Source organism: Microcystis aeruginosa FD4 (assembly GCF_009792235.1).
In the GTDB taxonomy this organism is placed as follows: Bacteria; Cyanobacteriota; Cyanobacteriia; order Cyanobacteriales; family Microcystaceae; genus Microcystis; species Microcystis viridis.
In genome coordinates this window covers 5,281,714-5,306,910 of sequence record NZ_CP046973.1, presented here as the reverse complement: position 1 = coordinate 5,306,910, position 25,197 = coordinate 5,281,714, and the positions used below count along the sequence as shown (strand labels likewise).

Genomic DNA, 25,197 nt, shown 5'->3' with positions numbered 1-25,197 from the left:
GGACGCGGGCCGATGAAGATGCAAGGTTTTGAACCACGATTCTCTCAAAATCTTGCACCTGTTTCGCTCGTAAAGCCCCAAAACCCTTACTTTGCATACATTTCACATTTATTCAGCAAACTCTAGTTAGGGTTGGCTGAATAAATCTAAAAACTTTGTTGGGTGAGACTTTTAGACCTTTTGTCAATCAAAAAGTACCGGCGATGGGAGTGATCGGGGGGAAAATTCCGGGACTTTTTCCCCGAAAAAAAATTAGGTCATTGACCCCCTGAAAATGGGTAAAACCCTACACCCCACACCCCACACCCCACACCCTGCCCCCACGAAAAACTTTTTCAGCTGTAGGGTGCGTTCCCGAATGTGGTTCCTAACTGCTACACCGATAGATTTTTGGGGAACGCACCATGCTCATTCAAAGAATTGAAGCAAGTGATTGCCAGCTAATAACGCCCATGCACAGCGACTGCTGAGAGTTAATCGGTTATGACGCTAAGGTTATCTGCGGCGGGTGATGCAACGTTAGACCTCAGCCTTCGCTTGGCAGTAGAAACTTTACCTGTGTTTGATCATAAAATAGTTTCGTGATTTTTCTTGGGAGGAAGTTCGGGAATAAATCAAAATAATCTCCTATCTCCTGACGGCTGACAACTGATGTTTACTTTTCTTCTTGTCTTCTGGCTGCTAATCGATCTAAAATTTCGGCGTGAACTTGGCGAGTAATTGGATAAAAATAGGCAAGGATTAAGCTAATGATCAGGAAAAATGCTGGTAAAGGGGCAATTGCTAGGCGAATTGCTATTAAAGCACTATCTGGCTGCAGGGGAATTGCTTCTCCTGGGATTCTCGGTTTAAAACCCGATGTTTCTAGGGCAATACCGACAAGAAATAACCCCAAAGCTAAACCAATTTTTTGCAGAAGTACCATGAAAGCATAAAAAATACCTTCTCGACGTTTTCCTGTTTCTAATTCGTCTAATTCAATCACATCAGGAACCATTGACCAAGGAATTAAATAGGCCACAGATACGCCAAATCCCGCCAAAACCGCCAAAGCATACATTAAAATTATCTGTCCTGGTTGGAGCAAAAATAAACCAATTTGGGCAATAATCCAGAATGTCATCCCTAAAAAATAGACTATCTTTTTGTCTAATTTCTGACTAACTGCTTGCCAGAAAAATAACATCACTAAAGCTGTTCCCTGTACTGCTAAAGCGACTAAACCCGATGCTGCTTCCGATAGTCTCATGTAGCTGACGACGTAGTAAACCAAAATCGAGGCGGTTAATTGTACTCCTAACCAAGCACAAAGATAGATGCCAATAACGTATAAAAAGGGACGATTACCAAAAACTATTTTTAATTGTTCTTTCAGGGGAATAGTTTCGGTATTATTAGCCGCTTCTCTCTGTTTAATTGCTGCGCTATCCTTGAGATGATTTTCAGTTTTGCCATAGTAAAGGGTTAACCCCGAAACTATCCCTTCTATTCCTAATAAAATTGTGGAAATAGCGATAAAGTCCCTCGGATTTACCCCAATTTTTCCTAGTCCATAGACCAAGGCAAGCGCACCGATAACTATACAAGCAATTGCCAAAACTTTTTTCTGGGGAGAATTGAGAATCGCTTTTGCTCCTCGTTCTTGCAAAACCAAAGCACAACAAATAACTGCTATAATCGACATTAAAGCACAAACTATACCTAACAATAAAAAAGCTTGATGGAGATCATTGGCATAGGACGATGAGACGAGAATATAGAGAATTAATGAGAGAATGCTGCCCCCGATAGAAAAGGCAAAACGAAAACTATTTAAGCGGGTTCTCTCGTTATAATCATGGGTTAATTCAGGGGTGAGTGCCTGGTAGGGAAGATTGACTACTGTATAGGTTAAATTAAAGATAATGCCGATAAAAATATAATATAAAAATAACCATAATTGGTTATTAGTCGGGATTAACCACAGTAAAAAATAGCTAATTCCGAAGGGAATTGACCCCAATAACATCCATGGTAAGCGACGACCCCAGATAGTACGAGTTCGATCGCTCCACATACCGATGATCGGATCGTTAATAGCGTCGAAAATTCTCACCACCATCAGCACACTACCCGCTAATCCTGCCGATAATCCTGCCACATCAGTGAGGAAAAATAGCAGGTAAAATACCGAGATATTGGCAGTGATAGCCGGTCCCAAATCCCCCGCGCCATAGGCGATTTTTGTGGTTAAATTGAGTCTTTCAGCAGTTAAATGAGCCATAAAAGCAATTACAGAGACTAAAATAAGCTTAACCGTTCTGGGGGCATTTGTAACCTTTGTCAGAACAGTTGAGGAACTTTAATTTTTTTTATCTCTAGTAATTCCCGAAAATATCCAGCGCTAAAAAGGGAAGATTCCTCGATGACACCGGGGACAGAGAAATAGCTTTATCTTTGGCATCCCAGAAAATTCTGACTATTTCCCCGTCCTTCACTTTTTATCTATCGCCTTGGCCAGCATTATGAGCTAAACTGACTAATATCAGTTATTTTAGCTATCAGCATCAGAATTATCCTTATTCTAGCGGTTACACGCAAGAAGATCGGCTAGATTGTTCTTTTTCGGACTTTTAGCCGTTATGATCTGTTATACCATTTTTCAAAAGTAATGGCAGAGATGGTTAATTGCCCTCACCCCCAACCCCTCTCCCAGAAAGGGAGAGGGGAGTAAGATACCTGCTACGAATAAAGAAAAATGGTATTAGTTGGGAGACGCTCGAAATAGATCAAGAAAGTGTGATAGTACAGATAAGAGATCGGGGAAATTTTTCTCGCCTAACCTAAACCTTTTTGACACTGACGTTCTATGATGGCTCATATCTTCCTATTTTTAGAGATTTTTTCCCAAGAAGGCGGTATTCAATCATATATCAAGGATGTCCTGCAAGCTTATCTCACTTTGCCCGATTCCGAGGCGGCCGAGGTTTTTTTACTGCGGGATGCCCCTGATTGTCCTAATCCTTTCAAAAATCAAGGTATTACCTTTCATTACCTGAAAAATAACTCAGCAACTCTCGGACGCATCCAATTAGCCCTTAAGTTTTTAGTTTCTCTCCTCCGGAAACGTCCCCAACGGGTTTTTTGTGGTCATATAAATTTAGCCCCCCTCACCCGTCTTTACTGTCAAGCTTTAGACATACCCTACACCGTCCTCACCTACGGCAATGAAGTCTGGGAACCTTTACCAAATTCGCAAAAACGGGCCCTGCAAGCGGCCGCATCGATCTGGACAATTAGCCGTTACACTCGCGATCTTATGTGTGAGGCTAACGCTATTGATCCCAAAAAAGTAGCAATTCTCCCCTGTGTGGTGGATGAAGAAAAGTTTAATTTAGGCGAAAAGTCCTTGACATTAATCAAAAAATATGATATGGAAAATGCCAAAGTTTTATTAACAGTGGCCCGGTTGTGGTCGGGGGATATCCATAAAGGGGTAGATGTGACCATTCGGGCCCTGCCGACAATTCTAGAGACTTATCCCGAGGTAAAATATCTAGTTATCGGACGAGGAGACGATCGCCCCAGATTAGAAGCTTTAACCAAGCAGTTAGGAGTGGATAAACAGGTAATTTTCGCGGGTTTTGTCCCCACAGAGGAATTAGCCGACCATTATCGTTTAGCCGATGCTTACGTTATGCCCTCCCGGGAAGGATTCGGGATTGTGTACCTAGAGGCCATGGCCTCTGGTATTCCCGTGATTTCTGGAGATGAGGACGGTTCAGCAGAACCGCTGCAGGATGGTTTGGTGGGGTGGCGGGTTCCCTATCGAGATGCCGAAAAAGTGGCTAAAGCTTGTTTAGAAATTTTGCTAGGTCAGGATCAATGTTGTCACCCGCAATGGTTGCGTCAACAAACTCTAACTAAATTCGGCAAAAAGACTTTACGAGCAAAATTAGAGCAGTTAATCTAAATCTCTATGCTCTATGTTACTGCGGGTTTTGGGGAGCATCCCAGAGCTGCACTGGCAGGATAAGCTGTTCTAGATAGATTCTCTAATTTTATCTGTGGGCTAGGCTTCTAGCCCGTCCTTCCTATCATTCAACCAGTCTACCCAAATTAAACACTTAAAACACAGGAACAATGGAGGTGAAAAAATAACACTTAAAAAGCGTTTAACTTAGTGTCAGCATTCGTCCCGAAGCGCTTAGTGCGAGGGGAGGGGGCTTTTAAAGGGGCGAAGTAATTCGCCCCAGGGTTCCCCTCATGAATGCTGACTTTGTATATAGACAATTCTCAAAAACCGATGCTATAACAAATATATCTTGACCACTATTCCTTAAGCGATAACCGAGCTTCGGCGGGTCGTGTTGCCAGAAAAAATCTGGGTCTTAGGAACTAGGACGGATGCCTGTGCAGGGAAGGTAAGACTTGCTATCTTTCGAGGTAGAAAGCGCATCCCATTGCAGCAGGAAGCTCTCAACTCTGTTGAGAGTAGTTCACTTGAAAAGATCAACGATAAGAACTAGAACAGCTAGAGATGGGGGTCAACCGATCCCCAAACTAGACAATTATGCTATTCTTTTTTATACATCACCTCCACCACGGTATGTACGTTACCTCTGGGATGAAAATCCCCCTTAACTTTCATCTGCAAGGGTTCGCAAGCCGCTACCAAATCATCTAAAATTTGGTTAATTGCTTCTTCGTGGGAAATATAACGATCGCGATAACTATTAATATAAAGTTTAATCGCCTTTAATTCCATCACCTTTTGATCGGGAACGTAGCTAAGATAAATAGTGGCAAAATCGGGATAACCGGAAAAGGGACACTTACAGGTATATTCCGGCAGAGTGATCTGAATATCGTAATTTCTGCCCGGACGTGGATTGGGGAAAGTAATTAATGTTCCTTCGGCAATTTCTCTTTCCCCGTACTTAACTTCAATTTTTTCGGAAGACTGAACCATGTTTTTTTCCTAACTAGACAATGTTTCCTATCATAGCGGGAATATTCTCTCAAGAGGTGTTACCGAATCAACAGATGAAAGAATGCCGAGAAGACAATGCAGACTTAAAATCAGCCAAGTCGAATTTTCAGGTAAAAAATGCTCTATGATTAACCCTAAAGATACTGTAAAACTGGTTTCATGCTCTCCGAGATTAAAAACATAGCCGAGAGTCTCGCACCCCGATTAGTGGAGATTCGCCGCCACATTCACGCGAATCCAGAGTTAAGCGGGCAAGAATATCAAACTGCCGCCTATATTGCCGGAGTTTTGTCTTCCTGTGGTCTATCGGTGCAGGAAGCGGTGGGAAAAACGGGAGTTAAGGGAGAATTGGCGGGAAAAGGCAGTGATCGAAGGCTTTTAGCTATCCGGGCCGATATGGATGCCCTACCAATCCAAGAAAGAACCGATTTAGACTTTGCTTCCCGTAAACCGGGGATTATGCACGCCTGCGGTCACGATGTTCATGCTACCGTCGGTTTAGGGGTGGCGATGGTGCTTTCCCGTCTCTCGGAACCTTTGCCAGGAAAAATACGCTTTCTCTTTCAACCGGCAGAGGAAATCGCCCAGGGGGCCAGTTGGATGATCCGGGAGGGGGTGATGCGGGATGTCAGCGCCGTTTTCGGGCTGCACGTTTTCCCCTCGATTCCGGCCCGATCGATCGGGGTTCGTTACGGGGCCTTAACCGCAGCTGCCGACGATCTGGAGATTTTTATTCAAGGGGAATCCGGCCACGGGGCCCGGCCTCACGAGGCGATCGATGCTATCTGGATCGCCTCGCAAGTAATCACCACCTTGCAACAGGCCATTAGTCGGACTCAAAACCCTTTGCGTCCCATTGTCCTTACCATCGGCCAGATTAGCGGTGGTCGCGCCCCCAACGTCATCGCCGATCAGGTACGCATGGCAGGAACCGTGCGATCGCTGCACCCAGAAACCCACGCCCATCTCCCGGAATGGATCGAGAGTTTGGTCACGAATGTCTGTAGCACATATAACGCTAAATGTCAAGTAAATTATCGTCGGGGGGTGCCATCGGTGCAAAATGACCAATTTTTAACCCGGTTAGTCGAAGAAGCTGGTTTAGAAGCTTGGGGACAGGATCGGGTTTTAATTCTCTCGGAACCCTCCCTGGGGGCCGAGGATTTTTCTCTTTATTTGCAACAGGCCCCCGGTACAATGTTCCGTCTAGGAGTGGGTTCTCCTCACCTCCTCAATCCCCCCCTTCACCATCCGGAATTTTTAGTGGATGAGTCGGCAATTCTCACGGGAGTGATTACTTTAGCCTACGCAGCCTATAAATATTGGCAAAGGGAAGATTAAACTGGTTTTTAACCATAATTTTATGGAAATTTGGCAAGATTCAGCTATTATAGCTTGGACAGAATTGCTGCTGGATAGTTATGAACGGTTAATCGGGCGATCGCTTTTACCCCGGATCGGTACTGGCAAAGAACAGAGTAAAATGCTCTTTTATGCCCCTTTTGTCCTAGTTTCCCACGGTACGCAAACTAATCCGATCTTTAATTATGGTAATCGCACCGCCCTCGATCTCTGGGGTTTAACTTGGCCAGAATTATTAGCAACTCCTTCGCGAGCGACGGTAGAGGGAGATGAAATCGCCCAAGAACGCCAAAAAATGCTGGATTTAGTCAAAAAACAGGGCTATATCAACGATTATCACGGCGTAAGGATCACGAAAAACGGTCAACTATTTCGCATTGAAAAAGCGATCGTTTGGAATATCATCCATCGTGATGGCATTTATTGCGGACAGGCTGCCACTTTTGCCGATTGGATTTTTCTCTGATTTAAGCTGTACTGCCTTTAAACTCCGTCCCCACTCCCCCACTCCCCCACACCCCACTTCCTCACTCCCCCACTACCCCACTACCCCACTGTATCGCCCAAATATGACCAACTCAGACCGAATTATTGTTCCTCTCGATGTGCCGGATTTAGAATCAGCGATCGCAATGCTCGATCTGTTGCCGGAAGTCAATTTTTGGAAAGTGGGACTAGAATTATTTGTCAGTAGCGGTGCAGAAATTCTGGCGATTCTGCAAGAAAGACAAAAAAAGAGCTTTCTCGATCTCAAATTTCATGATATTCCCAATACGGTCGCCGGGGCCTGTCGTTCAGCTAGTCGCTATCAAGTGGATTTACTCACCCTGCACGCAACGGCCGGACGGCAAGCGCTGGCGGCGGCGAAAGGGGCCATCTCTGACCTGCTATCACCGCCAAAACTTCTCGCTATCACCGTTTTAACCAGCCTTAACGCCAAGGAATTAGCCCTCGACCTCAAAATTCCCCTAGAACTATCGGAATATGCCTTAAATCTGGCATTATTGGCTAAGGAATCGGGAATTGATGGGGCGGTTTGTTCTCCCCAAGAAGTGGCGCAATTGCGGCGCGTCTGTGGAGAGGATTTTCTCTTAGTTTGCCCCGGAGTTCGTCCCTCCTGGTCAACGAAAGGGGATCAAAGTCGGGTGATGACTCCGGCCCAAGCGCTTAAAGCTGGGGCTGATTATCTAGTAATTGGACGACCGATCACCGGTGCCGAGGAGCCAAAGGTAGCATGGGCAAAAATTTGTCAAGAATTAGCCGATATTTAGCTGTATTGCTGGTTATTTTCGGGATTAACTTCCCAGCAGTTAGTCTTCCTCTTTCTAGCTGTCCGGAGGATTTAAATCTTTTAGTCGATCGCCTCTTGTCAGATTTACCCGGTTATGCTAATCGAGTTATTACCCGTTCCCAAATCGATCAAAAATTATCTACACCAGTTTTTGTGATTATTGCCGGTCGTCCCGAATTTGCACCCCTACCTTTAACTGCTAGTCAATATTCCGGTCAAATTGCCGATGACACTCAACAGGTTTTTTTTACGACTTTAGAGCGTCAGTATAGCAAAAATCGCTCGGTCACTCTCCAGAATTATCATTGGTTATTTTTAACTAAAACTGGGGAAGGATGGCGATTAGTGACGATTTACAGTCAATTAGCCTCCCTTGAACCCGCTCAAGTCCCCTTACCTCCCCTAGAAACCAGTCAAGGCACCATCGGCCAAGCGGTGCGTCTCTGGCTGCGGGACTGCGAAGCGGGGACATTGCGCTAAATTCGCTCGGCCAAAACAAAGCGATCGAAACCGGCTAGGTCGTTAATAATCTGAATTTGTCGATAATTGCCCTGATTTTCTAGCATTTGCGCTACTTTTTCCCCTTGACCGGCTCTCATTTCCACTAGCCAAAGGCCTCCCGATCGCAGATAATCGGGTGCAGTGGCCACTAGATAGCGCAGCGCAGTCAATCCGTCTTCACCTCCATCGAGGGCCAAACGGGGTTCATGTTCCCGCACTTCAATTTGTAGGTCGAGGATTTCTGCACTGGGGATATAGGGAGGATTGGACACCATCCCGCTAATCTGTCCTTTCCACTTCTCTAGGGGTGTCCACCAAGAACCCTGTTTTAAGATAATTCTGTCGGCAAAACCGGTATTGATGATATTTTCTTTGGCGATCGCTAAAGCCGTTTGACTGTAATCAATGGCATATATTGCTGCTTTTGTCAAGATACTAGCTAAACCAATAGCGATCGCACCGCTACCGGTTCCCAGATCTACCCAGATTCCCCCGTCGTCTCCTCTGACGGTTTCTCCAACAATATCGATTAATAACTCGGTTTCGGGACGAGGAATTAAGACTTCTGGGGAGACTTTCAGGGTAAAATTACGCCAGACCACCGATTCGAGCAAATACTGCAAGGGAACCCTTGCTTGAAGGCGTTTTTGCCAGCGTTTAGTAATTTCCGACCAAGAATAACTCAAAGGGATTTTTTCTCGTTCGCGAAAGGATTGTAAGCGCAGGGAAAGAGTATCTAAATCTGTCACTGCTTGCAGAAAGATATCCACTTCCTTGGCAGATAGTTGCGCTTGCTCTAAATCAGCGATCGCCTGTTGGCGCCATTGACTTAATTCTTGACCGGAAATACTAGCAGACACAAGGCTTAACGATTGGGGGCGGGGCGATTATTGGTATTATTATTAGGGCGTGGCTGATTTGCTGGGGGTTGGTTGGGAGCATTTTGGTTGCTATTTGCCCGAATAAAATTAATCGTTTCTTGGCTAGGATAGAGAAGAATTTTAGTTAAAGCTTCATCGTTACTTTGTTGCAGAGTTGCGATGACACTTTCTAAGGGAATAACATCAATTTTCACCGTGGCTGCTTCTGCGGGATTAGCTTTTTTGTATTGTTCTACCATTTGCAAAGCGGCGGCTTTTTCAAAGAAGAAAGGAATAAAATCCTGATTATTGCGATTGACCACCAGAAAATTACTCTCTTTTCCTGCTTTCGGCACAAATAAAGGTACACCACCTTGATATTGTTGACCTCTTTCACTGAGCAGTTTTTTCGCCGATTCTACTTCCGACTCTTTGGGAACAAAATCGATAATTAAACGATTTTGATCGGTTTGACTGGTTTGCATTTTATAGACTTGTGCCAAAGAAACAGCCTGAACTTTAACTTTGCTGGCCACTTCAGGATTCTCTTTTTTCAGGCGTTCAAAAAAGTTTTGTGCGTCCTGCTGACTGATAAAAACTCCCGTGAATTTCTGTTCTTTTTCTCCTACGGCAATTAGGGGAACTCCTTGATCGTCGGCAATAGCGAAGACAGGTACAGACTGCAAGGTTTTGACGATTTGTTCTTCCGGTAAAGCGAGTGCTTTAGAATAGCTGCCCAGCAGCGAAGTCAACATTGTCGTTCCCACTAACCCAAGAGTTGCCGTCCAACGAATGAGAGATTTCATCAAAATAATTACCTCGTTATTACTATTAACCAATATTTGCCGTTAATCTGAACTATATCGTCTACTTAACTCCTCCGATCAGGAGTTTTTTGATGAATAACAAGCCCCGAAAGTTCCCTTTATTGGCTTGCTTCTGAACTATCATAGCTAAAAAGATCCATACTTGGTGAGATGTGGTCCCAGCGGCAGCCCAGAAACAGGGGCAATTTACGGACTGATCTAGGAAATAATAGGGATTAATTAGATTTTTTGAGCGATTGTTTCAGAAAAAATCGCTTTAGCTCCGGTTTAAGCTTGCTTTTACCCTAATAAGCATCAACTTAAGATCAAAAGGCATCCTCTGGTCTGAATCAGTTAGTCAACCGGCCACCTCTTGATCTTGGCACTACTAATGACTTTCCGAGAGATGGTGCGGATGGGGGATCGCTAACCGCAGCCATTGATAGGAAACTAGATTTAAAATCAGTCCGATGATCAATAAAATTGCCATGAGAGCGATTTGATACCAAGCGATCGGTCTGACCAAAAGATCGGCGATCAGATGGGCTAAATTCAAGACAGAATAGAGAATTGTCAGCCAGAAATGGACTTTTCTCAAGGAGCGACTTTCGCTAAAATTGACCCCGATAATCGCTAACATTGGCAGCAAAAAAAAGAGCAACATTCCCCAGAAAATCGGATCGAGATTGCTGGTTTGCTGACTCTCGACGATCGATTGACCATGGAAAAGCGGCATTAAACCCAGTTGGGTGTGAAATAGAGTTCCCAAGAGGAATGTTGTCCAGAGAGCGGCAATTTTTTCGGGATATTTCGCTGTTTTCACGGTAATTATCCTCGGAATTAGTTAATATAAAAGCTCAGGCGGCGCAATAATATTATTGTAGGGGCGAATTGCCTTCGCCCTCTTTTAATAACTTCTGCTGCTCACCATAGATGCACCCAAGCATTCTTCAATTTTTCCTAGTCACTTATCTATACATTCTAAAAAAAGTTTCTGTATTTAAAATTACTTTTTACAAAAAAACACAAAATAGTGTAGGGGCGCAACGCTTGCGCCCATAATGTAACATTGTGAACATTTTTCACCCAATATCCAAGAGAGCCAATTACTCGTTAAGACTGCATGGTAGTGGGGAGAAGGGGGAAAGCCCGCTGCTATACTGGTAAATTTGGCTAATTCTCAATCTAAAAATGTTTATGACCACAACCACTTACGAGAGTAACTCAATCTATCCCGTGCGTTGGCACGATAACAAAGTCTGGCTGATCGATCAAACCCGTTTACCCATGGACTATGAGGAAGTTGAGATCACCAGCAGTGAAGCCATGGCCCGGGCGATCGAAACGATGATTGTGCGCGGCGCTCCGGCGATCGGGGTAGCGGCTGCCTATGGTATGGTTTTAGGAGCGCAGGAAATTACCACCGACCAGAAAGAGGAATTTCTGGCTGATTTAACTAGAATAGCTGATCGATTAGCGCAAACCCGGCCGACGGCGGTGAATTTATTCTGGGCGATCGAGCGAATGTTAAAAGTGGCCAGGGAAAGTGGACCTGAAGTGGCAATAATTACCAAAAATCTCCTTGAAACTGCCCAAAATATCCAAAGAGAAGACGTGGAAACCTGTCGGGCGATCGGTCATCATGGTCTATTGGCGCTGCCGAATCACCCTGAAAAACTGACAATTTTAACCCACTGTAATACTGGTTCCCTGGCCACGGCCGGTTATGGTACTGCTTTAGGGGTAATTCGTTCCGCTTGGACGGCAGGGAGATTAATACAAGTGTATGCAGACGAAACCCGGCCGCGGCTGCAAGGGGCAAAATTAACCGCCTGGGAATGTGTGCGGGAGGGAATCCCCGTCACCGTGATCACCGATAGTATGGCGGCCCACTGTATGCAGCAAAAACTGATCGATGCGGTGATCGTTGGGGCCGATCGCATTGCGGCCAATGGGGACACGGCCAACAAAATCGGCACCTATTCCCTCGCAGTGGTGGCAAAAGCTCATAATCTGCCTTTTTATGTGGCCGCGCCTCTATCGACGGTGGATTTTTCCCTTCAGGATGGTACGGGGATACCGATCGAACAGCGCGATCGTGCCGAAATTTATCAGGTGGGGACGACTACCCTTTGCCCTAGAGATGTTAACTTTTATAACCCCGCCTTCGATGTTACTCCGGCCGCTTTAATCACCGCTATCATTACCGAAAAAGGAGCGGTAACGCCGGCTGAATTAATTTTTTTACAGGACTCCTAGGGGGTGAGCTTTTTCCCTACTGACACCATTTTTATCTGGATTGGGGACTTGCGCTTTGATAATGTACCTTTTGGGCGAACGCAGTTCGCCCCTACATTGTGGACAAAATCCGTTACTGTAGGGGCGCAAAGCTTGCGCCCTCCGATCGATTGGGATATTATTCCCACGCAAGTCCCTTGGCACAGTGGGGAAAAATTCTGCCTCAATCCAATTGGAGGTGACGGCCAAGGAAAAAAATGGGTAAGATCACTATTGACAAATAAACCAAAATGGTCTATGTCCATAACATGAATAAAAATAATGATTAAGATTTACTTTTATCTATAGTTAAATACTATTATTCAGTTAATAATCCTAATTAATCTCCAAATGTATCGGCTCTTCTCGACTTTGTGTGATAATCAGTGCTGATTATTCCTAGTAGTCTTGCTAGGCAAGGCTTTGAAGACTATATTTCTGGAAAATTATCCCTATTCTTCTTCCTGCCACACAGAAACGAGAAGAGCCATGTATCTTTTTTGTTGACTTAAAATATTTTTGTTGATATCGGCTAAAAAAATCATTAAACCAGATTCTGATTATATTAAATAAAATTCAAGAAAATTAAAGATTTATTCCTGTTAAATCTTTAATATAATCGAGATTTAAACGATGTTATAATGCAAGGGTAAAGACCAAGATACGAACAGTAAAGTGTAGATTTGGGTAGATTTGAGGAGGATTCGAGTATCTTGGCAAGCTCTGCTTTCAGTAAATAGAAATAAAATCAACCGGAAAAAGGGGATTGCTGAATGAAGATAAGAAAGTGGAATTCAAGAAAGGGAGAACGGATTGACGTCAATGTTTGGGGGGAATCTGAATAATCCAAAATCAAAAATTATCAAATCCCCGCTTAATTCAGCAAAACTGGTCAAAAAATATGGATAAAGTGCGGGTTATCCTTATAGAAGATCACGATCTAACCCGCATGGGGTTGGTGGCGGCTCTCCAGTATCGGGAGGGTATTCAAGTGGTGGGAGAAGCGATCAGTGGATTACAGGGACTGAAATTGCTAGAGGAGACTAAACCCGATGTAGCGATCATCGATATAGGTTTACCCACGATCGATGGGATCGAGTTAGTGCGACGCTTCCAACAAAATCGGGGTGAAGACAGCTTGGCCACGAAAATCCTCATGCTAACCATGCACAAAACCCCAGAACTGGTTTTAGCGGCTTTTACTGCTGGGGCTGATTCCTACTGTATGAAGGATATTAGCGTCGATAAATTAGTCGAGGCGATTTATTGCACCCACGAAGGCAATCCCTGGATCGATCCTGCGATCGCCAATATTGTCCTGGAACAAGTGCGCCAAAATGTTGCCGTGGGTGGGGCTGCCGGGGTCAAAACAGTGGCAATTCACGGCGTTGACCCAGAATATAGTCAATTATTGGAAAATGCGCCCCTAACGGAACGAGAGCTAGAAATTCTCGCTCTGATTGTCGCGGGTTTTAGTAACGCTCAGATTGCCGACCGACTCTATATCACCATCGGCACGGTGAAAACCCATGTCCGCAATCTCTTAAATAAACTCTCTGTCGATGATCGCACTCAAGCGGCAGTGCTGGCCCTGCGATCGGGATTAGTGGCTTAAAAAAAACCGGCACCCTAACCATATAGGATGCCGGTTCGGTCAAAACTAAAAACTAGACTTGGGCTGCCACTTTTGCTTCGGCTGCCATTAGTTTTTCGTAGGTTTCACGCATTTTGAGACCGACTAACACCTGGAATAAACCCGTACCATTGGTAGAACCGGGATAATCCTTGTGTTTGAGCAGTAATTCGGTCATTTCACCGTAGTATTTAGTGCCGGTTTTGCTCAAATGGCTTTCGATGTAGATCATTTCTTCGAGGTTATCGAATTGACCATCTAGTTCCAGAATCGACACTTCATTCCCCAAGAAGCCATCTGGACCATAGTAGAGTTTAATACCGGGATAAGCGCAGGTCAATTTACGACCACAGGGCCGCCAATCGATGGTGGAACCTTCATCAAACAGATACGCGGGTTCAAAGTTTTCCACCCCTTCTTTCTGGATTAAACGGACCCGTAGTAATTTACTTTCGTGATCTTCAAGTAATTGGGTGGGTAGCACTTGAATCACCACGTCAGCGTACTGTCTTTGGGGATCGATATAGGCACTGAAATCGGGTTTTCTAGAATTAATGGCCGCCATCACATCATCATAGGTGTGACCGCGCTCGGCCATATCCCGTTGAATTTTCCAGTTAACTTTGACTTCATCGCTAATATCGAGATAAACGCTGAAATCTAATAGGGACCGGACTCGTTCATCATATAAGGGGTGCAGTCCCTCGATCACGATTACCTTATTCGGTTCGATGATTTCGGGAGGATCGATCATCCCCGTTTCATGATTATAAATAGGTTTATTAATGGCTTGACCTTGCTTGAGAGCTTTAATCTGCTCGTACATCAGGTCAAAGTTATTCGCTTTTGGATTGAGTGCGGTGACACCCACCTCTTTTCTCTGTTTGCGATCGAGACAATGGTAGTCATCTAAACAGATCACTGTCATAAACTCGGCCCCGAATAAATCGGTCAAACGACGTAAAAAAGTAGATTTCCCACAGCCGGAGTCCCCAGCTACACCGATTAGAACCACGCGCTCTGGCTTATTGGCCATAGTTTCCCTCTAAATACACAACTAATTGTTAACCCATAGTATTTGACATACCCCACGCCGTAAACGGACGTGGATTCTTCTAGCATCACTGCTGAGAATTTCTGGCTCAACGAGTCCACTTGAATTAGATTCCTGGCGAAACCCAACCCAGAGGTGGTTCTCTCCTCAGACTTTCGCTCCCTTACAGAAGCCTGTTCTCGTATGCCCTACGATACAGTTCAAAACCTCTAAAATAATTGGTTTCTTTGGTACTTGACGCTGAGAGCTTTTACCTATAGGAGCATTCCCCTATAGAACCCCATAACTCTAGTTTTCAAGGTGCGTTCATCGGTTGATGACTGGGTTTTTTAAGCGGTTGCTTACCCTGCCCGCTATTTTTAATATCATACATCATATCAAGTCGCCCTAAAAGGGCGAGGCTTTAAACCCAATTTTTCGGTAATTAGGGTCTGCTGAAAAAGTTTCTCGTGGGGGTAGGGTGTGGGGTGTAGGGTGTAGGGTGTAGGGTTTTCCCCATTTTCATCTGGTAAATTAGCTAATTTTCAGGGAAAAAGTCCAGGAATTTTCCCCCCGCTCCCTCCTAGCTAAGGCCCTTTTTGATTTCCCAAAAGTCTAAAAGTCTTACCCAACAAGGTTTTTAGATTTATTCAGCCACCCCTAATTAAACCAGACTCTGGATCCAGCAGCACCCCGCCGCCACAAATTGCTGCTGCTGACAGGTTCGGCAAGAGCCTCACGCTAGATTGACATCCTCGCCGCCCTAAAAGTGCGGCGATTCCTAAACCTCACGATTTAAGTTTCTGCTTCAACCACCGTTGCATACCACGGTTAAAAAACCATGTACTGTCTTACACAAAGTCCACAGACTTTCGCGACCTTTCAGAAGCCCGATTCCTTGTGTCCCACGGTACGGTTCTGACTAAACGCTTCTTGTACTTGTTGCGCGCGACTTTTTAGCAGGACAAGCTTTTCTGAACGGAACCCCCTAAGCCGAGTTTTCAAGGTGCTGTCCGCCCACTTGGTTTTCGAGACGGTCTTTTTAATTCTAATGTAAAGCCAACCTAGAACGGCGGGGTTTCCCACCCAAAATTTTCGATGAGTAACTATTTGATACCAGAATCAGTGACCAAAATCAGTAATCAGTAATCAGTAATCAGTGAGAAGACAGCACTGTTAATGCTATTTCGTCCTCCTCACTTAATACCCCTGACTAAAAACCCAGAGCTGATAACTGGTAACTGATCACTGATCACTGATTACTGACAGGCTGCGGTGGGTATGGAGAAATTTAGTCATTTCCTCCACTGCTAGGGGGCAACTGATGCGATTGCCTTGGATTCTCTCACAACCTAATTCTTGCAGGATTTCTAGTTGTTGTTGGGTTTCCACTCCCTTAGCGATCGCTGTTAAGTGAAAACTTTTCGCTATCGCCAGCAATGACGAGATAAAACGGGTATCGGGATTATTACTCAGGTTTTTCGTTAAAGATTGCTCTATTTTCAGTTTTTTCACGGGAAATCGACCGAGATAGGCGATCGAAGCGTAACCGCTGCCAAAATCATCGAGGACAATACTAATACCCAATTTCTCTAAATCCCCAAGAATTCGACCAGTTTCGCCGCTATTTTCTAGCAAACTTGTCTCGGTTATTTCCATCTCTAGAAAGGAAGGCCCGATGTTGGTTCCAGTCAAGACTTCTTTGAGGATGGTGAGGAACTGGGGATCGCGCAATTGGTGCGGGGACAGATTGAGCGAGATGGGAGTGTATAATAATCCTCGCTGCTGCCATATTTGTGCTTGTTGACAGGCATTTTTCAGCACCCAACGATTAAGCTCAAGGATTAACTCGCTTTCTTCGACTAAGGGTAAGAAACGATTAGGAGCGATTAATCCGAATCGAGGGTGTAACCAGCGCAATAATACCTCTAATCCTTCCACTTGCCCCCGAGTAATATTAACTTGCGGTTGATAGTAAAGAGCTAATTCATTATTTCTGATTGCCTGATAGAGAAAATATTCAACTTTAGAACTACGAGGATTTTTCGGGTTAACATTAACTGAATCTTTCTGGTATTTATTATTTATATTATTCTTGACCGCTACTAAATTTTCCTCCAGTTTCTGTAAAATTACTTTTCTGTCTGTGCTGTCGGGGGGACAGATAACTGAACCTAAATTTAATCGCACGGCTAGGGAGTGATTTTCGATTTCGTAATTATTTTCTAGGGTTTTAATAATTCTTTGACTAACTTTTTTCAGATCATTAGCATTATTAATTTGTGGCAGCAGGATAATAAATTCATCCCCTCCCCAACGAGCGACGATATCCCCTGACCGCAAATTTTTTATTAAACGTTCACTGAGGATTTTTAATAGTTTATCTCCCAGTCGATAACCTAGTTGATTATTGACATTTCTTAGCCGCTCTATGTCCAATAATAAAAGCCCGATCAGTTTATTATTTTTTCTAGCATTACTTATAGCGCTTGAGAGATATTCATTAAAGAAAGAACGATTCGGTAAATCCGTGAGAACATCTAGAAAAGATTCGTCTTGAATCCTGTTATCGAAACTAATGATCTGGGATTGGGACTGATCGAGAATTAAGGTACTTTTCCCATGGAGGTTATTCTGGCTATAATTTGCTTCATTGTCCGTCAGGTTCGCTCGTACCTGTTCGGGACTTTTAACTGGTGCTTGCTCTATTTTTTCTTGACTGCCTATTAAATGAAAACTGGCATTTATATCACAGCCAAAGTTAATTAAATCACCATCTTTTAATTCATGGACTAAGCATTTAGAGCCATTGATATAAATACCATTATGACTTTTATTTCCCTCTAAATCACCATCAAGAATCCAATAGGAAAATTTTTGGCGATCAATACTCTTTTTAATTAAAGTCGCATGATAGCGAGACGCGTGTTTGGAGCGAAGAACAATTTGATTATCGGACTTACGGCCGAGAGAATATTTCATTTCTTCTAGGGGAATTGTTCTTCTACCTTGAGGATCTTCCACAATGAGGAGATAACGGGAATTAGATGGACTATTAATCATTTTTTCGGCACCTCGACAAAAATATAAGTTAATATGCTCCCTCAAAAGCCATGGCTTATTCGTCTTTAAGTTAATTTATCTTCTCAATAAAGTGTTGGGTGTGATTCGGAACCGTTACTTAACGGCAATTGTGTCACATCTTCTGGTTTCAAGGCCTGAGTAAACCAAAATCCTTGTACTTCTTCAAATTCTGCCCTAGGCCGATCATAGTCGATAACATGGCTAAATCCTTGATTTTTGATGGTAAAGATTGGATAAAGGTTCGATCGATCTTCAAACTGTCGAGGGGGTACTTAGGGTTTGCGGCAAAAAGTTTGTTGGTGGGGTTAGGAGTCGGTCGTCTCCGAGTCAGTAGCCGGTCGTTTCAGGCTTTGTTGCCCTGCTTTTTTGTACCAGTTTGTGTACTATAGAAAGAATAATGCTAGGTTTTTGAATGTCCCAATCCGATTTTCGCAGCATGAACATTGGATTTTAACAGGTCAAAAGCCTTATTTTAAAAGGGTTTTACCATTATTCAGCCAGCCCTACTTATAAATATAACTTAAGAAGGAATAGCCGGTGCCAAAATTATCTAAAACTAACTTTACCCCTAATTCCTTCGCTTAAAGCTGACCCCGCTCCCATGCAGTCTTAACGAGTAATTTAGATAGTCAACAGTTTACCGACAATCAGCAATTATCAGTCATCCTCACACTGGTACAAATGTATGAACAACCCGTTGTCAGCATCCCACTTGCAAAGCTAATGCTTTCCAGCGTTTGGGAGAGGTACTTCCTCCACGGACATCTGACACCAAATCCGTTTTTAATAGTACGATTAACTCCCAATCAAACTTTAAAAACCTGCTCCCTTCTCCCCATTTCCCACTCCCCAACGGGGGGGTGCGGGGTAAAATCCCACAAGGGACGAGATTGAGTGATAAAATCAGAAATAACGCCCAATTTTAACCGAGGGGTTCCCTTTAAAAATCCCAACTTAGTAGATTTACAAAAATGAGATGCAGCCGACTGGAGTTTTCCCTATGGATAGCAACCGATTAATCGAAGAATTAAAAAATCCCGCCTTTTATCCTCATTCTGTCAAAATTCCCCTTGAAATTATCCAAACCCATGCTTCCATTATCTTCTTGACAGGAGATTATGCCTATAAAGTCAAGAAACCAGTTAATTATAATTTTTTAGATTTCTCCACTTTAGAAAAGAGAAAATATTATCTAGAACAGGAACTAGAGTTAAATAAAAAAGTTGCCGCCAATATCTATCTGGAAGTTTTGTCAATTAATGATCAACAGGGTAGGATAAGTTTAAATGGAGAAGGAAAAGCGATCGAATACGTTTTAAAAATGAATCAGTTTCCCCAAGAATGTTTACTGAGTAAAATGTTTGAACGGGGAGAACTAACGGAAAAAGCTATAGAGTCTTTGGCTCAAAAAGTGGCACAATTTCATCGGCAAGCTCTGACTAATTCCTACATTAATCAATTTGGCAATTTAGAAATTATTAAACAAGCTTTTAATGAAAACTACCAACAAACTGAGAAATATATTAATTTTGTCCAAACCCAAAAACAGTACGATGAAACGAAAGCTTATACAGATAAATTCTTCGCAGAACACCGAGATTGGTTAGAGGAAAGACAAATAAAAGGGATGATTCGCGAATGTCACGGCGACTTACATTTAAATAATATCTGTCAGTGGCAGGGAGAAATACAATTATTTGATCGCATAGAATTTAATGAATCTTTTCGCTTCGTTGATGTCATGTATGATATGGCTTTTACAGCGATGGATTTAACCGCTAGGGGGAGAGAAGATTTCGCTAATTTATTTGTGAATACTTATTTAGAACAAACCGCGGACTGGGAGGGTTTAAAAGTCTTGCCTCTCTACCTGACCAGACAAGCATATGTGAGGGCAAAAGTCAATAGTTTTTTGCTTGATGGTGACAGTTTTTCCGAGAAAATTAAAGCAGATGCACAGGATTATTATCAATTAGCTTGGCAGTACACACAACCGCAGAAACCGAGATTAATTCTGATGTCGGGATTTTCTGGATCGGGTAAGAGTACCATAGGGAAAGTAATTGCTAAAAATCTTAATGCTATTCAGATTCGTTCCGATGCAGTTCGCAAACATTTGGCTGGAATTGAATTAAATCAAACAGGAAGTCTAGACATATATAGTCTGGAAATGAGTCAAAAAACCTTCACTAGACTGGCCGAATTAGCCGAAATTTTAATAGCTTTAGGTTATCCGGTTATTCTCGATGCACGCTACGATAAATATGCTTGGCGAGAACCCTTATTAACCTATGCCCAAAATTTACGGATTCCTTTTCATATTGTCCATTGTCACGCACCTATAGAAGTTTTAAAACAACGTATTGCCGCTAGAAAAGGTGATATTTCTGACGCTACTATCGAGGTTTTAAATGCCCAAATTGAGAAAACAGAACCTTTTAATGAAAAGGAACAACCCTATCTAATTTCCCTAGACACCACTAATCCCAATTGGCCAGAATTTTTAGAGAGTCAATTAGGTAAATAGGTTGAGATGAATCACCGATATAGCCATTCTTATAGTTAAGTTATCTTGTATAAAGTAGCAAGAAGGAGAAGCGATTATGGAAACTGTAGTGTTAAATCTAGAGACAGTTAATCTGACCGATGAACAATTTTATCATCTCTGTCAGGCTAATCAAACATGGAATTTAGAACGTAATCAAAAAGGAGAATTATTAATTATGCCTCCCGTGGGTGGAAATAGTGGTAATCGAGAAGCTGATTTAATTGCTGATGTAACGATTTGGAATCGTCAAAGTAATTCGGGTAAAGTCTTTAGTTCTTCGACAATTTTTCGTTTACCAAAGGGAGGATATCGTTCTCCTGATGTTGCTTGGATAAAACGGGAAAGATGGGAAGCTTTGAGCGCAGAAGAGCGAGAAAAGTTCCCCGCTTTATGTCCCGATTTTGTGATTGAATTACGTTCTCGTACTGATTCCTTAATCTCTTTACGGGAAAAGATGCGCGAATATTTAGCCAGTGGTTTACGTTTGGGTTGGTTGATTAATCCGCAACAGCAGCAGGTGGAAATCTACCGACTAAATAGCGCTGTGGAAATTATTAATTTACCTGCTATTTTATCCGGGGAAGATGTCTTACCCGGGTTTGTTTTGAATTTAACCTAGGAAGGATTACAGGGAATAACAAAGGGAATGACACCGAGTCAGGATATCTCTATTTTGTCAAAACATTTCCAGAAAAGCGATCGATTGTCAGCTTGGAGGTGTATAATCTCTCAAGACCCCCCAAAAAAAACCATCAGGATTTCAGGAACAGATGCTCTGGCTACTTCTTCAAAGAAAGAAGAAACTCTCAGCCACAACATTGATATTTGTCAATAATGTCACCCAAAATTTTCAATCATCACTTTACTCCTCTTAAATCCCTCTCTCTGGGATTATTTCTCCTACAAGCTTTCACTCCCCTTACCCTAGCGTACCCCCCGCGAGAACCGGATCAAACCGTCGGCTGTGATATTCTGGTGGTGGGTGGTGGTTTAGCCGGTGCTGGTGCAGCCTACGAAGCTTTATTGTTAGGAAAAACCGTCTGTTTAACCGAGATTACTGACTGGGTGGGGGGACAGATATCTTCTCAGGGAACCTCCGCATTAGATGAAAGACGGACACAAAGAGAAAAATTATTTTTCCCGAAAGGTTATCTAGAATTTAGGGAAAGAATTAGAAAGCATTATGGGAAACGCAACCCTGGAGAATGTTGGGTAAGCGGGTCTTGTTTTTTCCCTTTTGATGGACATAAATTATTATTTCAACAGTTACAAGACGCTGCCAAAAAAGGTAAAGGAACCCTGAAATGGTTTCCCTCCACAGTAGTCAAAGAATTAAATATTGAAACTTTACCCAACCGCGGTACCGGTCAACAGATTACCAGTGTAATTGCTATTCAACATAGTCCCGCAAAAGGAACTCCTCCCCTAAATACCGAGTTTTTATCGCAAAAAATGGAGGATATCTATCGCTACGAAAATTCTCTCCGTTTTGATAAGAAAATCCTCCGTTTTGTCCCCAAATCCTCCCAACCGAATCAATTAGCAGATTGGTATGTGATTGAAGCGACCGAAACCGGGGAAATAATCGGATTATCAGATATTCCCTACCGTTTAGGTGTCGATAAGCGCAGTTATCTCGAACCTTCTTCTTCTAGCGTCACTGGAGACCCCTACTGTACCCAAGGTTTTACCTATACCTTCGCCATGGAGGAAACAGAAAAACCACAAACCCACGAGAAACCCGTTTATTATGAACGCTATGCCCCCTATTTTAGCTATGAATTGCCGCGATTAGCCGATTTTGACCTCGTTTTCACCTATCGTCGTATCTGGAGTCCGCAATTGGGTAAAGAGAAAACCTTTGGGGGAATTACTTTTACCGAACCCGTCCCGGGGGATATTTCCATGCAGAATTGGACTTGGGGAAATGATTACCGTCCGGGGACTGCTAAAGATAACTTTATCTACACCCGTGAACAGTTGCAAGAGTTAGGACAGTTATCTCCGGGGGGATGGATGGGAGGATTACGCACCGAAACCCTTGCGAGGGGCGAAGAACACGCCATTTCCTACTATTATTGGTTAGTAGAAGGAACCACCGATTCCCAGTTAGGAGACGGGGTAAAAGTTCCCCATTTGAATAACCGTTATCTCTCCGGTTTTGATTCTCCCATGGGAACTGCCCACGGTTTGTCAAAATATCCCTATATTCGGGAAGCAAGACGGATTATCGGTCGTCCTTCCCTGACTTTCCCCGCTGGTTTTACCGTCACAGAAATCGATATTTCCCGACAAAATTTTCAAAGCGATTTCTATCGTCAAAATCTTTCCCCAGCAGAATATCGGCGCTTAATTGCCACCTTGGCAGGATTAGAGGGATTTTCCGTACTTGATGGCACATTATCCCCTGACAAGGCCGTTAAACGCAAGCGATCGACTATTTACCCCGATTCCGTTGGTATCGGTCACTATGCGATTGATTTTCACCCCTGCATGACGGAACATCCCCCCGAAAAACCGGGTAATACAGAAAAAGCAGGAGAAAGACGGGGACAAGGGCAAGCTTACCCTTTTGAGATACCTTTAAGGGCTATAATTCCCCAAAAAATCGATAATTTACTGATAGCGGGGAAAAGTATCGCTCTTAGTCATATTGCTGCGGCCGCCTATCGTGTCCATTCCTTCGAGTGGTCCTCTGGGGTAGCTGCCGGCATCACGGCAGTGTATGCTTTGGATAATAATGTACTGCCCTATCAATTAGTAGAAAGTGATTTTCTCATCGGCAATAAACAACTGCGAGAATTACGGCAAAAAATCGACGCAAGTGGTAATCCAACTATGTTCCCCGATGCCTCAATTTTCCAGTCGATGGATAATTGGTATTAATTAACCTGAGTTCGGGATAAGCAACAACCCTGATTCTCCTCTAGAAGTCATGGCAAAATTTCCTTAACCCGAACTGATACCAGGATAGAGGGGGGAAGGTAATCTCCCACGGGCTATCGATTACCGAGGATTGTCTCTACGGTTTCGGGCGTGAGCGGGGAGTGGATATGGTATTCTCGGCCTGTACTATCCACTGAGCGGTTGACGTTCGCTTTGATGTTTTTTATTTCTCTATCGAGGCAATGGATCGATCAGACATTTAAAGCACGAGTAACCGTTCAGGGGGGGTACGAAATCTGGTAATCTGAGAGACATGGATGAGAAGCAGCTACTAGAGATGTCAGGAATAGACGCAGAGGATTGGGAGCAGACCCCAGCCAGCGTCAGACGGCTAGTAGTGCAGTTAGGCTTGAAGATAGAGCAACTAGAGCAACACCTCAAAGAATTACAAGACTCAAAAGAGGGGCTAGAAGAGAAAGTCAATCGAAACTCACAGAACTCCCATAGCTCTCCTGCCTCAGACTCTCCCAACGTCGAGAAGACCAAGAAAAAAAAACCAACAGGAAAAAAGCGAGGGGGGCAACCCGGACACCCAGGTCATAGTCGTTCCCTGTATCCAGTGGAAGCGTGTGATAGCGTCACCAACCACTATCCTAAAACTTGCCCCTGTTGTGGCGAACCCCTACAAGGAGTTGACCCCAGCCCCTACCGCCATCAAGTAGTAGAAATTCCCCCGATTAAGCTCCAAATCGCGGAGCATCGCCTACACCAACTAACTTGCACTCGCTGCGGCCAGACAAGCAGAGCCACTCTACCAGAAGAGGTAGAAGCCAGTGGCTACGGCGAAACAGTGGTAGCCATCGTCTCAGTGCTGAGCGGGATGTACCGTCATTCAGTAAGGATGGTGGTTTCGGCGATGTCGGACTTGTTTGGGGTGAAAATCTCTCTGGGGACAGTCAATCGTCTGAGAAAAGAAGCCAGTGAGGCGGTCTCAGCCTCAGTAGAGGAGGTCAAAGCCTAAATTCAAGCTGCGCCGATAGTGGGAGCCGATGAGACAGGTTTCGGACAAGGAAATGCCGATGGGGAAAATCCTCAGTCCAAGAGAGCCTGGTTGTGGGTGGCCGTCACTCCCTTGGTCAGCTTCTTTTGTGTGGAGTTGTCGCGCTCGACGGCGGCGGCTCAAGGGTTATTGGGAGAGAACTTCGAGGGGATTCTCAACAGCGATCGCTATAAGGCCTACAATTGGGTCGATGTTGACCGAAGACAACTGTGTTGGGCACATCTCAAGCGAGAGTTCACCAAAATCTCTGAACGCAGTGGAGTCTCCCGTCAACTAGGACGAGATTTGCTCGCCCAACAGAAAAAGTTGTTTCGCCTCTGGCATCGAGTCCGAGATGGGACTTTGAGCCGGACTCAGTTTCAGTCATTAGTGTCGCCAATTCGAGAACGAGTCAGAAGTTTACTCTCTTCAGGAGCGGATTATCAGATTGGCTCCAGGGAGAAGACTCCTTTGGCTAAAACCGTTCGCACCTGCCGGCAACTGCTGAAGGTGGAGTCCGCCCTATGGCTGTTCGTCACGGTGGAGGGGTTAGAGCCAACGAACAATGCGGCTGAGAGAGCCATTCGCCAGGCTGTCCTCTGGCGGCGCACTAGCTTTGGCTCTCAAAGTGAGGCGGGTAGTATTTTTGTGGCGCGGATGCTGACGGTAGTCACCAGTCTGCGTTCTCAGAACCGCAATGTCTTGGAATTCATGACCGACGCTGTTCGAGCCTCTAGGAAAGGTAGTGCTTCTCCTTCTCTGCTACCCCAGGAGAGTACTTCTACAGGGTCAATACCACTGGCTGCTTGACACCCCCCCCTGAACGGTTACAAGCACGAGAGAGTGATAAAGTCAAGTTTTTTGGGAAAATTATCGAAAAATTTGACGAATTATACCAGTATTTT

Annotated in this window: 18 protein-coding genes and 1 pseudogene; 12 read left to right on the top strand and 7 right to left on the bottom strand. The window is 44.0% G+C overall.

What is annotated here, in order from left to right; genetic code table 11:
- Positions 1–655 precede the first annotated feature (655 nt).
- Positions 656–2,263 carry an MFS transporter gene (locus GQR42_RS26365; protein WP_158202234.1) on the bottom strand — a complete coding sequence of 536 codons (1,608 nt, stop codon included), beginning with the start codon at positions 2,261–2,263 and terminating at the stop codon, positions 656–658.
- Between the two features lie 585 nt (positions 2,264–2,848).
- On the opposite strand from GQR42_RS26365, the gene GQR42_RS26360 reads away from it, so the two are divergent.
- Positions 2,849–3,952, top strand: a complete 1,104-nt coding sequence (locus GQR42_RS26360) for a glycosyltransferase family 4 protein (protein ID WP_158202233.1) — start codon at positions 2,849–2,851, stop codon at positions 3,950–3,952.
- Between the two features lie 603 nt (positions 3,953–4,555).
- Here the strand turns inward: GQR42_RS26360 and queF are convergent.
- Positions 4,556–4,951, bottom strand: a complete 396-nt coding sequence (gene queF, locus GQR42_RS26355; protein ID WP_002740916.1) for a preQ(1) synthase — start codon at positions 4,949–4,951, stop codon at positions 4,556–4,558.
- Positions 4,952–4,971: 20 nt separating this feature from the next.
- On the opposite strand from queF, the gene GQR42_RS29685 reads away from it, so the two are divergent.
- The 5 genes from GQR42_RS29685 (at position 4,972) to GQR42_RS26335 (ending at position 8,105) form a co-directional block, all read left to right on the top strand.
- Positions 4,972–5,100 (top strand): hypothetical protein, encoded by a 129-nt coding sequence (locus tag GQR42_RS29685; RefSeq protein WP_257792607.1) that lies wholly within the window; start codon positions 4,972–4,974, stop codon positions 5,098–5,100.
- A gap of 31 nt (positions 5,101–5,131) precedes the next feature.
- The gene (locus GQR42_RS26350; RefSeq protein ID WP_158202232.1) at positions 5,132–6,313 is read left to right on the top strand and encodes a M20 family metallopeptidase; all 1,182 of its coding nucleotides are present in this window, start codon (positions 5,132–5,134) and stop codon (positions 6,311–6,313) included.
- 22 nt (positions 6,314–6,335) lie between these two features.
- Complete coding sequence (locus tag GQR42_RS26345; protein WP_158202231.1) at positions 6,336–6,800, top strand: MEKHLA domain-containing protein; 465 nt, start codon at positions 6,336–6,338, stop codon at positions 6,798–6,800.
- A 103-nt stretch (positions 6,801–6,903) separates the two neighbouring features.
- The gene (gene pyrF, locus GQR42_RS26340; protein ID WP_158202589.1) at positions 6,904–7,605 is read left to right on the top strand and encodes an orotidine-5'-phosphate decarboxylase; all 702 of its coding nucleotides are present in this window, start codon (positions 6,904–6,906) and stop codon (positions 7,603–7,605) included.
- Positions 7,569–8,105 (top strand): hypothetical protein, encoded by a 537-nt coding sequence (locus GQR42_RS26335; protein WP_158202230.1) that lies wholly within the window; start codon positions 7,569–7,571, stop codon positions 8,103–8,105. The genes pyrF and GQR42_RS26335 overlap by 37 nt, the downstream gene beginning before the upstream one ends.
- Here GQR42_RS26335 and prmC read toward each other — a convergent pair.
- From prmC to GQR42_RS26320, 3 genes are all read right to left on the bottom strand, one after another.
- The gene (gene prmC / locus GQR42_RS26330; RefSeq protein WP_158202229.1) at positions 8,102–8,986 is read right to left on the bottom strand and encodes a peptide chain release factor N(5)-glutamine methyltransferase; all 885 of its coding nucleotides are present in this window, start codon (positions 8,984–8,986) and stop codon (positions 8,102–8,104) included. The two genes, GQR42_RS26335 and prmC, sit on opposite strands and share 4 nt — an antisense overlap.
- A 5-nt stretch (positions 8,987–8,991) precedes the next feature.
- Entirely contained in the window at positions 8,992–9,792 is an 801-nt protein-coding gene (locus GQR42_RS26325; protein WP_158202228.1) for a Tic22 family protein, read from the bottom strand.
- A 388-nt stretch (positions 9,793–10,180) separates the two neighbouring features.
- A complete protein-coding gene (locus GQR42_RS26320) occupies positions 10,181–10,615 on the bottom strand; it encodes a hypothetical protein (RefSeq protein WP_158202227.1) in 435 nt (144 codons plus the stop codon).
- Between the two features lie 374 nt (positions 10,616–10,989).
- Here GQR42_RS26320 and mtnA point away from each other — a divergent pair, with 374 nt between their 5' ends.
- Entirely contained in the window at positions 10,990–12,051 is a 1,062-nt protein-coding gene (gene mtnA / locus GQR42_RS26315; RefSeq protein WP_158202226.1) for an S-methyl-5-thioribose-1-phosphate isomerase, read from the top strand.
- A gap of 919 nt (positions 12,052–12,970) precedes the next feature.
- Positions 12,971–13,684 (top strand): response regulator, encoded by a 714-nt coding sequence (locus tag GQR42_RS26310; protein WP_158202225.1) that lies wholly within the window; start codon positions 12,971–12,973, stop codon positions 13,682–13,684.
- Positions 13,685–13,736: 52 nt separating this feature from the next.
- Here GQR42_RS26310 and GQR42_RS26305 read toward each other — a convergent pair whose 3' ends face one another.
- Both GQR42_RS26305 and GQR42_RS26300 read right to left on the bottom strand, forming a co-directional pair.
- Positions 13,737–14,738 (bottom strand): phosphoribulokinase, encoded by a 1,002-nt coding sequence (locus GQR42_RS26305; RefSeq protein ID WP_002768058.1) that lies wholly within the window; start codon positions 14,736–14,738, stop codon positions 13,737–13,739.
- A 1,242-nt stretch (positions 14,739–15,980) separates the two neighbouring features.
- The gene (locus tag GQR42_RS26300; protein WP_158202224.1) at positions 15,981–17,798 is read right to left on the bottom strand and encodes an EAL domain-containing protein; all 1,818 of its coding nucleotides are present in this window, start codon (positions 17,796–17,798) and stop codon (positions 15,981–15,983) included.
- 1,021 nt (positions 17,799–18,819) lie between these two features.
- On the opposite strand from GQR42_RS26300, the gene GQR42_RS26295 reads away from it, so the two are divergent.
- From GQR42_RS26295 to tnpC, 4 genes and pseudogenes are all read left to right on the top strand, one after another.
- A complete protein-coding gene (locus GQR42_RS26295) occupies positions 18,820–20,346 on the top strand; it encodes a bifunctional aminoglycoside phosphotransferase/ATP-binding protein (RefSeq protein WP_158202223.1) in 1,527 nt (508 codons plus the stop codon).
- Between the two features lie 76 nt (positions 20,347–20,422).
- Positions 20,423–20,986, top strand: a complete 564-nt coding sequence (locus GQR42_RS26290; protein WP_158202222.1) for a Uma2 family endonuclease — start codon at positions 20,423–20,425, stop codon at positions 20,984–20,986.
- Positions 20,987–21,201: 215 nt separating this feature from the next.
- Entirely contained in the window at positions 21,202–23,253 is a 2,052-nt protein-coding gene (locus GQR42_RS26285) for an FAD-dependent oxidoreductase (RefSeq protein ID WP_158202221.1), read from the top strand.
- Positions 23,254–23,566: 313 nt separating this feature from the next.
- Positions 23,567–25,102: pseudogene (tnpC, locus tag GQR42_RS26280) on the top strand (IS66 family transposase).
- The last annotated feature ends 95 nt before the right edge of the window (positions 25,103–25,197 follow it).